This window comes from Streptomyces sp. NRRL F-5727, assembly GCF_000719555.1.
Lineage (GTDB): Bacteria > Actinomycetota > Actinomycetes > Streptomycetales > Streptomycetaceae > Streptomyces.
The window spans coordinates 104,186-115,925 of the sequence record NZ_JOGX01000002.1 but is presented as its reverse complement, the minus strand read 5'-3'; the positions used below and the strand labels follow the sequence as shown (position 1 = coordinate 115,925).

General features: G+C 73.9%; 9 protein-coding genes. 1 reads left to right on the top strand and 8 read right to left on the bottom strand.

Going from position 1 to position 11,740, the window contains the following annotated elements; all coding sequences use genetic code 11:
- Positions 1–194: 194 nt before the first annotated feature.
- The 7 genes from IF73_RS0102055 to IF73_RS0102025 all read right to left on the bottom strand — a co-directional run bounded on the left by IF73_RS0102055 (position 195) and on the right by IF73_RS0102025 (position 9,983).
- A complete protein-coding gene (locus IF73_RS0102055) occupies positions 195–3,149 on the bottom strand; it encodes a M14 family metallopeptidase (RefSeq protein ID WP_031002761.1) in 2,955 nt (984 codons plus the stop codon).
- 220 nt (positions 3,150–3,369) lie between these two features.
- Entirely contained in the window at positions 3,370–4,359 is a 990-nt protein-coding gene (gene whiA / locus IF73_RS0102050; protein ID WP_031002759.1) for a DNA-binding protein WhiA, read from the bottom strand.
- On the bottom strand, positions 4,350–5,390 hold the full coding sequence (locus tag IF73_RS0102045; RefSeq protein WP_031002757.1) for a gluconeogenesis factor YvcK family protein: 1,041 nt from the start codon (positions 5,388–5,390) through the stop codon (positions 4,350–4,352). Before IF73_RS0102045 ends, whiA begins: the two co-directional genes overlap by 10 nt.
- Entirely contained in the window at positions 5,387–6,367 is a 981-nt protein-coding gene (gene rapZ, locus IF73_RS0102040) for an RNase adapter RapZ (protein ID WP_078867906.1), read from the bottom strand. The genes IF73_RS0102045 and rapZ overlap by 4 nt, the downstream gene beginning before the upstream one ends.
- A complete protein-coding gene (gene uvrC / locus IF73_RS0102035; RefSeq protein WP_031002752.1) occupies positions 6,364–8,346 on the bottom strand; it encodes an excinuclease ABC subunit UvrC in 1,983 nt (660 codons plus the stop codon). The genes rapZ and uvrC overlap by 4 nt, the downstream gene beginning before the upstream one ends.
- 135 nt (positions 8,347–8,481) lie before the next feature.
- Positions 8,482–9,354 (bottom strand): hypothetical protein, encoded by an 873-nt coding sequence (locus IF73_RS0102030; RefSeq protein ID WP_037878107.1) that lies wholly within the window; start codon positions 9,352–9,354, stop codon positions 8,482–8,484.
- A gap of 5 nt (positions 9,355–9,359) precedes the next feature.
- Positions 9,360–9,983: a papain-like cysteine protease family protein gene (locus IF73_RS0102025; protein WP_031002749.1), complete on the bottom strand. Its 624-nt coding sequence runs from the start codon at positions 9,981–9,983 to the stop codon at positions 9,360–9,362.
- A 246-nt stretch (positions 9,984–10,229) separates the two neighbouring features.
- Between IF73_RS0102025 and IF73_RS0102020 the strand changes: the two genes are divergently transcribed.
- Complete coding sequence (locus IF73_RS0102020; protein ID WP_031002747.1) at positions 10,230–11,159, top strand: hypothetical protein; 930 nt, start codon at positions 10,230–10,232, stop codon at positions 11,157–11,159.
- Between the two features lie 27 nt (positions 11,160–11,186).
- Here the strand turns inward: IF73_RS0102020 and IF73_RS0102015 are convergent, their stop codons facing one another.
- Positions 11,187–11,624, bottom strand: coding sequence for a Rieske (2Fe-2S) protein (locus IF73_RS0102015; RefSeq protein ID WP_031002745.1), 438 nt, complete (start codon positions 11,622–11,624; stop codon positions 11,187–11,189).
- Positions 11,625–11,740 lie beyond the last annotated feature (116 nt).

Below are 11,740 nucleotides of genomic sequence, written 5' to 3'. Positions count from 1 at the left end.
GTGAAATGTCACACCGGCGAGATCTTGATTTTTTTGGGATGTCCCCGACCGCCTCCGACCCTACCTCTCCGGGCGCCCCCGGGTGACATCGACCGCAGCCGTTAGAGCCCGGAAAGTGACCGGAAAACGGCCGACGGCCCGTACCTACCAACGGGTACGGGCCGTCTTGGGACCTTTGTCCCCACTACTCTCCGTCAGCGGCGGAGCGCGGTGAGGGCGCGGTCGAGGAGCCGCTGCCGTTCGGCCGCGGTGGCGACGTGCTCCAGGCCGAAGCCGAGGAGGACGGTGTCGCGGGTGGTGACGGCGGCGACGGAGTGGAACAGGGCCGGCGAGCGGGTCCAGTCGGCGGTGTTGCCGGGGCTGCCGGCCGGGGCGCCGGGGACGGTCCAGGCGCCGAGCGAGCCCTCGAAGCCCTCGTGCTCGGTGCCGGCCGCGGTGACCAGCCGGACGTCGTCGACGAAGGCGCCGGTCTCGCCGGTGCCGGGGTCGGAGACGTACGAGAGGGAGAGCTCGACCTGCTTGCCCGCGTAGGCGGAGAGGTCGACGGACGCCTGCCGCCAGCCGTTGGAGGGGCCGGTGAAGGCGTTCCAGGCGCCGGTGGTGCCGGTGGGCGCGCAGCCGTCCGCGCCGAGGGTGAGGTAGCGGCCGAGGGCGGGGTGGAGCTTCAGGTAGTAGCCCTCGCCGCAGTCGGCGGGCGGCTCCGTGGAGGTGCCGCCGTTCCGGTCGGGCAGGGTGGTCCAGTCGTCCTGTCCGACGGTCCGGGCCTCGACGACGAGGTTGTCGTAGCCGGGCTCGGTGTCGTAGCTGATCTGGAAGTCGAGCCGGGGGCCGGCGGCGGCGGTGGTGCCGGTGAGGTCGACGGTCCGGGTGAGCCGGGCCCAGGTGTCGTCGGCGTGCCGGACGGCGGCGAAGGTGCTGCCCTCGGCCGGTTCGAAGGGGGTCCGCAGGCCCGGGTAGTCGCCGGCCGGGGCGCTGGAGGCGAACTGCGGGAACCGCTCCGGGTCGAGGGTGTCGGAGGTGACGGTGTAGGCGCCCGCGTTGTCGAGCGGGTTGCCGGCGGCGGCGCCGAGCCCGGTGCCCGCGCCGGTGAGGCGGCCGGCGCCGGCGAAGGAGGCCGGGCCGTTCAGTCCGGCCCGGTGGTAGGCGCCGAGCCAGTACTGGGCGAAGTCGTTGGACTCGGCCCGGCCGATCCGGGTGAGCCCGCCGCTCTTCTCACCCGCGTTGAGCAGCTTTCCGCCCTCGTTGAGGTAGGAGCGGACGGCGAGCTGGACGGCCCCGGAGGGACGCTCGGCGCCGGTGTACCAGACGACGGTGCGGAAGTGGGAGAGGACGCCGAGGGCGTGCGGGGCGCCCTGGCCGGCGATGTCCCAGACGGCGGCCTTCCGGCCGGTCGCGGCGAGCGCCCGCACATAGGTGTCGGCGTGCGCGGCGGGGCTCGTACCGCCCTCCTCGGCGAGGACGAGGACGTCCCCGCGGGCGCGTGCGGCGACCCGGTAGGTGAAGGGGGTGGTGGCGGTGGTCCTCCCGGCGCGGTCGCGGGCGGTGAACCAGACCTCGACGGAGTCGCCGGGCCGGGCGCCCCTCACCTCGCCGCGGTACTGGTCGTAGTACAGGTTGTCGTCGCCGCCGTAGGTCTCGCCGCCCTCCCACGCCTCGACGCCGGCGCGGTGGGTGCGGCCGCCGTTGATCCGGTAGTGGAGGCTCTTGGCGCGCAGCGACTTGCGGGCGGTGACGGCGACCGGCTGCTCCTCGCCGGCGGCGGCGTAGGAGGTGGTGAAGGTGTCGGGGGTGAGGGCCGGGGCCTCGGCGCCGACCGGGGAGACCGGGTCGTCGGGGCGGGCGGCGGACTCGGCGACGGCGAGCGCGAAGGGGATGTTCTTGGCGAACTCGGCCTGGATCAGCTTCTCGTCGTCGGGGAAGGTGAAGACGGAGGCGCAGTCGGCCGCCTCCCAGGCGTCGTTCGGGTCGACGCGGGAGGCGGTGGCGCAGGTGGACATCTCGGGGGTGAACATCTGCATGCCGTTGACGTTGGCGGCGTGTCCGTCGGCCTCGCCGTTGGTGATGTACAGCTCGGAGGAGACCTGCGGCCGGTAGCCGGGGACCGCGGAGTTCTGCGGGGTGCCGGCGAGCGCCTTGAGGGCGGTGTCGTCGGGGGTGTCGGTGGCGACCTGCCAGCCGACGCCGTAGAGGATCAGCTGGGCGGCGGAGTGGTAGTTGATGCCGTACGAGAAGCCGACGCGCTTCTGGAAGGCGTCCAGGGCCCGGGTCTCCGGCTCGGACATGGGGCCCTTGCCGCGGAAGGTCTCGTCGGCCGGGTCGGGGGACGAACCCTCGTCGTCGTAGCCCCACTTGTAGGCGAAGTTCCGGTTGAGGTCGACGCCGTCGCCGGGGGCGATCACGCCGTCCCCGTCGTTGTCGCGGAGGTTCTTGCGCCACTGGCGGTTGGCCGGGTCGGCGTGGGTGAAGTCGTAGCCGTCCGGGTTGGCGGAGAGCACGAACCAGAGCTCGGTGGAGTCGACGATCCGGGTGATCCGCTCGTCGCTGCCGTAGTTGTCGAGGTAGTGGTGGAGCAGCCGCCGCGTCATCTCCGGGGTGATCCACTCGCGGGCGTGCTGGTTGGAGAGGTACAGCGTGGCCGGCCTGCTGCCGTCCTTCGCCTGCCGGGCGCCCTTGGTGACCTTGACCGCGAGGATGTCCTGGCCCTTGAGGGTCTTGCCGATCGAGACGACCTTGGTGAGGCCGGGGTGGGCGGCGGCGGTGGCGAGGAGCTCCTCCTTGAGGCCGCCGGGGCCGCCGTACGGGCGGAAGACGCCGTCGCCGGCGGCGGCCGCGCGCCGGGCGGCGGCCGGGCCCGGGTCGTGCTCGGCGACCGGGACGCCCCGGTCGCGCAGCGCTCCGGCCTGCGCCTCGGTGAGGTAGACCTCGACGGTGGCGGTGCCGCGCTCGGGCACCTGCTCGGTCAGTTCGTGTCCGTCGGCCCCGGCGTCGAGGAGGAGCGGCACCTGCTCCTTGGTGACCGTGGCCCGCCATACGGAGAGGGCGTCGCCGCCCTCCGGGTCCGCCGGCCGGGCTCCGGCGGCGGGTGCCGCCGCGAGTCCGGCGATCAGCAGCGAGGCGGCGGCGAGAACCGCGCGCGCCCGTCGTCTCATCAAAAGCCCCCCTTGGTGTGATCCGTCACGAAGAAGAACGGAGCCAGGCTCATGGGCGCCCATGGGCCTGTCAAGGGCGCCTCGCGGCAAGGGGCCCGTGACACCCGGATGCTGATGGGGCCTCAGATGCCTTCCGGTGCACCGGAGTTCGAGATTCCACCGGTACGGGAACGGCCCCCGCCCCGGGTGGGGCGGGGGCCGTGGGGGCCCGGGGCCGGGCTCAGCCGACCAGGCTCTCGTCCAGCTCCTCCGTCAGGTTCGACTCGGTGCCGGGGATGCCCAGGTCCTGCGCCCGCTTGTCGGCCATGGCGAGCAGCCGGCGGATCCGGCCGGCCACCGCGTCCTTGGTGAGCGGCGGGTCGGCGAGGGCGCCCAGCTCCTCCAGGGACGCCTGCTTGTGCTCCATGCGCAGCCGGCCGGCCGCCGCGAGGTGCTCGGGCACCTCGTCCGCCAGGATCTCCAGGGCGCGCTGCACCCGGGCGCCGGCGGCGACGGCGGCGCGGGCCGAGCGGCGCAGGTTGGCGTCGTCGAAGTTGGCCAGCCGGTTGGCGGTGGCGCGGACCTCGCGGCGCATCCGCCGCTCCTCCCAGGCCAGCACCGACTCGTGCGCGCCGAGCCGGGTGAGCAGGGCGCCGATGGCGTCGCCGTCGCGGACCACGACCCGGTCCACCCCGCGGACCTCGCGGGCCTTGGCGGCGATGGAGAGCCGGCGGGCGGCGCCGACCAGGGCGAGCGCGGCCTCCGGACCGGGGCAGGTCACCTCCAGGGAGGAGGAGCGGCCCGGCTCGGTGAGCGAGCCGTGGGCGAGGAAGGCGCCGCGCCAGGCCGCCTCGGCGTCACAGGTGGCCCCGGAGACGACCTGCGGGGGGAGGCCCCGGATGGGCCGGCCGCGGCCGTCGACCAGGCCCGTCTGGCGGGCCAGCTGGTCGCCGCCGGCCACCACGCGCACCACGAAGCGGGAGCCGCGCCGCAGCCCGCCGGGGGCCATCACGATCAGTTCCGAGCTGTGCCCGAAGATCTCCAGGATGTCCCGCTTCAGCCGCCGGGCCGCCATCGCCGTGTCGAGCTCCGCCTCGATCACGATCCGGCCGCTGACCAGGTGCAGGCCGCCCGCGAACCGGAGGATCGACGAGACCTCCGACTTCCTGCAGCAGGTCCGGGTGACGGGAAGCCGGGAGATCTCGTCCTTCACCGCTGCCGTCATCGCCATGGGCCGATCCTTCCATGCATCCGAAAAATACGGTCGTACGCGGCGGCCAACTGCTCCGGGTCGTGCTTCGGAGAGCCGTCGGCGCGGGCCACCGGCGCCAGCTCGAGCGCGGCGCCGAGCCGCTTGGCGGCGTCGACGAGGGGTTCCCTGGCTGACACGTCGGGCACGGCGGCCTCGTCGGCCAGCACCACGTCCAGGGCGAGTTTAGGGGCGTGTCGTCCCAAAACCTCCAAATGACGCTGCGGGGAGAAGCCCTCTGTTTCTCCGGGCTGGGGCGCGAGGTTCAGCGAGAGCACCTTGCGGGCCTTGGTCTCGACGAGCGCGTCGAGCAGTTCGGGCACGAGGAGGTGCGGGATCACCGAGGAGAACCAGGAGCCCGGGCCGAGGACGACCCAGTCCGCGTCGAGGACCGCGGCGACGGCCTCCGGCACGGCCGGCGGGTCGTGCGGCACCAGGTGGACGGACTGCACCTCGCCCGGGGTGAGCGCCACGGTGGCCTGGCCGCGTACGGTGTCCACGTCGTCCGGGCGTGCCGGATCGTGGCCCCTGACCAGGGCCTGGAGCTCCAGCGGCACGGCGGACATGGGCAGCACCCGGCCCTGGGCGCCGAGCAGCCGGCCGACCAGGTCGAGGGCCTGCACGGGGTCGCCGCCGAGCTGTTCCCAGAGCGCGACGATCAGCAGGTTGCCGACGGCGTGGCCGCCCATCTCGCCCTTGGACTGGAAGCGGTGCTGGATGACCCGGGCCCAGGTCTGGCCCCAGTCGTCGTCGCCGCAGAGCGCGGCGAGCGCCTTGCGGAGGTCGCCGGGGGGCAGCACGCCCAGCTCCTCGCGGAGCCGGCCGCTGGAGCCCCCGTCGTCGGCGACGGTGACGACGGCCGTCAGGTCGCCGGTGATCCGCCGCAGCGCGGCGAGGGAGGCGGAGAGGCCCATGCCGCCGCCGAGGGCGACGACCTTCGGCTGGGCGCCGCGCCTGCGGAGCGTCCGCTTCACCGAGAGGCTGGAGGTGGAGCGCCGGCGGTACGGCTTCACTCGCGCCCCATGTCGCGGTGGACGACCACCGTCTCGACGCCCTCGGCGGCGATGCGGGCGGCGAGCTTCTCCGCGGTGGCGACGGAGCGGTGCTTGCCGCCGGTGCAGCCGACGGCGATGGTGACGTACCGCTTGCCCTCGCGGCGGTAGCCGGCGGCGATCAGCTGGAGCAGCTCGGTGTAGCGGTCCAGGAACTCCTTGGCGCCGGGCTGGTTGTAGACGTAGTTCGCCACCTCCTCGTTGAGGCCGGTGTACGGGCGCAGCTCGGGGACCCAGTGCGGGTTGGGCAGGAAGCGCATGTCCACGACGAGGTCGGCGTCGACCGGCAGGCCGTACTTGAAGCCGAAGGACATGACGGTGGCCCGCAGCTCGGGCTCCTCCTCGCCGGCGAACTGGGCGTCCATCTTGGCGCGCAGCTCGTGGACGTTGAGGCTGGAGGTGTCGATCACCAGGTCGGCGTCGCCGCGCAGCTCGCGCAGCAGGTCGCGCTCGGCGGCGATGCCGTCGACGATGCGGCCGTCGCCCTGGAGCGGGTGGGGGCGGCGGACCGACTCGAAGCGGCGGACCAGGGCCTCGTCGGAGGACTCCAGGAAGACGATCCGGCGGGTGACCTGCTTGGACTCCAGGTCGGCGAGGGACTCGCGCAGGGCGTCGAAGAACTGCCGGCCGCGGACGTCGACGACGACCGCGATGCGGGCGACGTTGCCCTGGGAGCGGGCGCCGAGCTCCACCATGGTGGGGATCAGCGCGGGCGGGAGGTTGTCGACGACGAACCAGCCCAGGTCCTCCAGACACTTCGCCGCGGTGGAACGGCCGGCTCCGGACATGCCGGAGATGATCACCAGCTCGGGGATGGCCGCCTCGGCGCCGTTGTCGCCCGCGGTCTCCTTCGTGCCCGTACTCACGTGTCCTGCTCCGTCTTCTCGGTGGTGCCCGTCGTGCGTGTGGTGCCCGTCGCCGGGGTGGCGGCCGGTCATGCGGGGGTGCCCCCGTCGTCTTCCATGATCTCTCCTGTGGCCGTGTTGACGGCGGGTGCGGCGGGGGCCGCCTGGGCCAGGGCCACGGCGACCGCCTCCGCGGTCTTCCGGCCGAAGCCGGGGACCTCACAGATCTGCTCGATTGTCGCCTGCTTCAGCCGCTTCACCGAGCCGAAATGCTTGATCAGGGCCTGCTTGCGCGTGTCGCCGAGACCGGGGACGGCGTCGAGGGGGCTGCTGCGCAGCCGTTTGGTGCGCTTGGACCGCTGGTAGCGGATGGCGAAATCGTGAGCCGTGTCACGGACCCGCTGGAGCAGGTAGAGGCCCTCGCTGGAGCGGGGCAGCACCACCGGGTCGTCCTCGCCGGGCAGCCAGACCTCCTCCAGGCGCTTGGCGAGCCCGCAGACGGCGACGTCGTCGATGCCGAGCTCGTCCAGGGCCCGGCGGGCGGCGGCGACCTGCGGCTGTCCGCCGTCGACGACGACGAGCTGCGGCGGGTAGGCGAAGCGCTTGGGCCGGCCGTCGTCCCCGGCCTCGTCCACGGCGACCTCGCCGTCCTCGCCCCACTCCCCCGTCTTCTCCTTCTCGGCGAGGTAGCGGCGGAAGCGGCGGCCGATCACCTCGTGCATGGAGCGGACGTCGTCCTGGCCCTCGAAGCCCTTGATCTGGAAGCGGCGGTACTCGCTCTTGCGGGGCAGCCCGTCCTCGAAGACGACCATGGAGGCGACGACGTCCTCGCCCTGGAGGTGGGAGATGTCGAAGCACTCGATGCGCAGCGGCGCCGACTCCAGGTCCAGGGCCTCGGCGATCTCCTCCAGGGCCCGGGAGCGGGTGGTGAGGTCGCTGGCCCGCTTGGTCTTGTGGAGGACGAGGGCCTGCTGGGCGTTGCGGGCGACGGTGGCCATCAGGTCCTTCTTGTCGCCGCGCTGCGGGATCCGCAGGGAGACGAGGGACCCGCGGCGGCCGGAGAGCCACTGGGTGACGGCCTCGGCGTCCTCGGGCAGCGCCGGGACCAGGACCTCCTTGGGCACGGCGTCGCCGCTCTCCTCGCCGTAGAGCTGCTGGAGGGCGTGCTCGACGAGTCCGGCGGTGTCGACGGCCTCGACCTTGTCGGTGACCCAGCCGCGCTGGCCGCGGACGCGTCCGCCGCGGACGTGGAAGATCTGGACGGCGGCCTCCAGCTCGTCCTCGGCGAGGGCGATGAGGTCGGCGTCGGTGGCGTCGGCGAGGACGACGGCGCTCTTCTCCATGGCCCGGCGCAGCGCGCCTATGTCGTCGCGGAGCCGGCCCGCCTTCTCGTACTCCATCTCCTCGGCCGCCGCCATCATCTGCTTCTCCAGGCGGCGGATGTACGTGCCGGTGCGGCCGGCCATGAAGTCGCAGAACTCGTCGGCCAGTTCGCGGTGCTCCTCGGGCGTGACCCGGCCGACGCAGGGCGCCGAGCACTTGCCGATGTAGCCGAGGAGGCAGGGCCGGCCGGCCGAGGCGGCGTTCCGGAACACGCCGGCCGAGCAGGTCCGCACCGGGAAGACCCGCAGCATCAGGTCGACGGTCTCGCGGATCGCCCACGCGTGCGCGTACGGCCCGAAGTACCGCACGCCCTTCTTCTTGTGGCCGCGCATGACCTGGACGCGCGGGAACTCCTCGTTCAGGGTGACCGCGAGGTAGGGGTAGCTCTTGTCGTCCCGGTACTTCACGTTGAACCGGGGGTCGTACTCCTTGATCCAGGAGTACTCCAGCTGGAGCGCCTCGACCTCGGTGGAGACCACCGTCCACTCCACGGAGGCGGCCGTGGTCACCATGGTGGCGGTCCGCGGGTGCAGGCTCGCGAGCGGCTGGAAGTAGTTCGCCAGCCGCTGCTTCAGCGACTTCGCCTTCCCGACGTAGATCACCCGCCGGTGCTCGTCCCGGAACTTGTAGACGCCCGGCGAGTCCGGGATCTGACCCGGCTTGGGGCGGTAGCTGGAGGGGTCGGCCATGGCTCCCACCCTACTGGCGGGGACCGACACCGAGGGCGAGCGCACGGGGTCGCCGGAGGCGCCGCCCGGCCCGTGGCGGGCAGCGGCCCGGGGCGCCTCGTGGGCGTCCCGGGCCGGGTGGTCAGGACTGTTCGGTCAGGGCTGTTCGGTCAGGGCTGGCTCCGCGCGGCGGGCGCGGGTGCGGCGGCGGAGGGCGGCGGCGCCGGTCAGGGCGAGGGCCGTCACGGCGCCGAGGGCGGCGATCGTGGAGGCGGCGGTGGCCGCGGCGGGCTGGTGCCGGGGCCCGCCCGCCGCCGAGGCGTGCCGTACGGCCGTCCCGGCGCCGGGCGCCCCGGCCACGGGCGCGGAACCGGCCGCCTCGGGGGCGTAGCCGCCCGCCGCGCCCTTGCGGGCGTACGCGGAGCCGGGGAGCTTGTCGGCGTACGCGCGCGTGACCCGGTCCCGGTAGGCGGCGAGGGTGGTGCCGTTCCGGCCGACGGCGGTCACCGCGTCCTCGTCCAGCGGCAGCACCTTCGTGCCCTTCTGGACGTACCAGGCGTCGATCTGCGGTTCGCGGAAGACGAGGCCGCCGGGGAGTCTCCGCTCCCCCACGCGCGCGTACCGGATCTCGTCGTCGCCGGTGGCGATGTTCACCACCTGCCAGCCGCCGGGGCGCCGCACGGTCCACAGGGACGCCTTCTGTCCGTCGGCGGCGACGGCGAGGCTGGCCCGGAACTCCTCGCGGGCGACCGGCGCGCCCGCCGTGCCGGCGACGAACTCCGCGGAGAGGATCCGCACCGGGACCGACGGGCCGGATATCCGGGGCGCCGCGGCGGTCCGGGAGAGCTCCCCGTCGCGGGCGAAGAAGCGGCCCAGGGTGGCGAGGGTCTCCGGCGCGGCGGCGGCCTGTTCGGCGGTCGGCGCGGTCGGCAGGGGCTCGGCGCCCGGGGCGGCCGCGGCCGCGGGGACGCCGGCGCCGAGGACGAGGAGCGCGGCGGCGGCTCCGGTGGCGAGTGCCGTGGTGGTCATGGTGGTCACGCCCCGATCCGGTAGAGGGAGTGGGTCCAGGAGAAGGAGGCGTTGTTCACGTACCACGCGTGGGAGGCCCAGTTGTAGCGATCGCTGGAAGGCCACGGGTCTCCCCAGTACACCCAGCTGTTCGCGTCGTCGTAGCCGTACAGCACGTGCATGTGGCCGCCGCCGCTCGACCACTGGATGCGGGTCTCGACCGGTCGGCCGGCGTTGATCTCGGTCTGGACGGTGGAGTAGCGCAGCCAGCCGTCGACGTACGAGCCGGGGCTGATGCCCGCCCAGGAGAGGCCGGTCTGCACGTTGCCGAGGGTGGCCTGCCAGTTGGGGCAGTCGTAGCCCTGCTGCCGCTGGAAGGCCGCGTTGCAGAACTGGTTCTGGCTGTAGCCGCGGCCGTACCAGGTGGCGATGGTGTTTCCGGCGGCCGCCCAGCACCAGTTGGTCTTCTGCTGGGCCTGCATGGTGATGTTGAGGCGCTTGGCGGCGAGGGCGGCGGTGGTCTCGGCGGGTGCGGGGGCCGGCGCGGCGGACGCCGAGGCCGCGGCGGGGACGAGCAGGAGCGCGGCGGCGGCGAACGCCACGAGTCCGCTCCTCCTGTTCCGGAGTCGTCTGCGCATGGGGTTCCTCATGGGGTTCCTCCCAGTGCGGGGGGTGGGGATGGGTGGGGGGTGCGTGGGGGGTGGGGGCGGCGTCCGGACACCGCTTGGAGCATCGGTCGTTGTCGGGAGCGGGTCAACACGCTTCAATGCGGGGTGACATCGGGCTGTGAACGGTGTGGCGCGCGTGTGAACGCGGGCCCGCCGCCCACCAGCCCGCCCGCCGTCCGGGCCGCGGCGGTCCGTGCCCCGGGCGTGAACGTTCACCGAGGAGCCCGTGTGAGCCACACGGAGGCCGATCTGGTGCAGCTGCTGCACACCGGCCCCTTCCATCTGGCGCTGCGCACCGCGCTGGCCGTGCGCGGTCTGCCGCTCCAGCGGGTCCAGCACCATCTCGCCCACCGGGGCGTGAAGGTCGGGGTGACCTCGCTGAGCTACTGGCAGCAGGGCGCCCGGCGGCCCCAGCGGCCGGAGTCGCTGAAGGCGGTCAGGGCCCTGGAGGAGGTGCTCCAGCTGCCGGGGAACTCGCTGCTGCGGCTGCTGGCGGAGGACGCGGCGGGCCGGGAGGGGGTGGAGCGGCCGGCCGCCCGCTCGTACCGCTCGCTGGTGGAGGCGTCGGGCGCGGTGGAGGCGCTCTTCGCGGAGCTGGAGTCGCCGGCGGACGGCGGGCTGCACACGGTGGGCCACCACGAGCGGGTGCGGATCGGACCGGGCCGGGAGCTGGTGGGCCGCGAGTCGCAGCACGTGGTGCGCGCGCACCGGGACGGCGTCGACCGCTATCTCGCCATCCACCACGGCGACCCGGGCTGCGATCCGGCGCGGGTGCGGGTGCGGGCGGTGGAGAACTGCCGTACGGGGCGGGTGCGGTGGCACGCCGAGACGGGGGTGGTCGTCGCCGAGCTGCTCTTCGACGCGCGGCTGCGGGCCGGCGACACCCATCTGTTCTCGTACGGCTTCGAGGACGGGACGGCCGGCCCGAGCGGCGAGTACGTGCGCGGCTTCACCTTCGCGGGCGGGCAGTACGTGCTCCAGGTCGCCTTCGACGAGGCGGCGCTGCCGGTACGGTGCCGGCGCTTCGCCCAGGCGTCGGCGGGCGCGCCGCGCGGTGGCCGTACGGAGCTGACGCTCGGCGGCCGGCACCGCACGGTGCACCTGGTGGAGCAGGGCGTACGCCCCGGGATCCTCGGGATCGACTGGGACTGGGCCTGAGCCGGACGGACCGGCTCGGCTCGGCGGTCAGGCGGAGGGCGCGGCCTTCGGTCCGGCGATCAGCTTGCCGCCCTCGACGCGGACCTCGACGGCGGGGAGCGGGACGGTGGCGGGGCCCTTGAGGGCCTTGCCGGTGGTGACGTCGAAGCGGCTGCCGTGGCAGGGGCAGTTGCCCTCGTTGTCCTCGATCTTGTCGAGGACGCAGCCGGCGTGGGTGCACTGGGCGCTGAACGCCTTGTACTCGCCCTTGGCCGGGCAGCTGACCAGGACCCGCTGCTCGCGGTAGAGCTTGGCGCCGCCGACCGGGACCTCGTCCGGCGAGCCGAGGGCGACCGGCGCGGTCGGCGTCGGCACCTGCGCGTGCCCCAGCTTGGAGTCGGTGGAGCAGGCGGCGACTCCCAGCCCGGCGGCACCGGCGAGAGCGGCACCCTTCAGGACGGTGCGGCGGGTGGACTGGCCGGACATGATCGCGCTCCACGGGTGCGGGGGACGGTGGTCAGCCCCGACGATACCCGCGCCCTTTGATCCGGTTTCGGCCGGGCCCGCGGGCCCCGGAACCCGTGCCCCACCCGCCGGCGGGG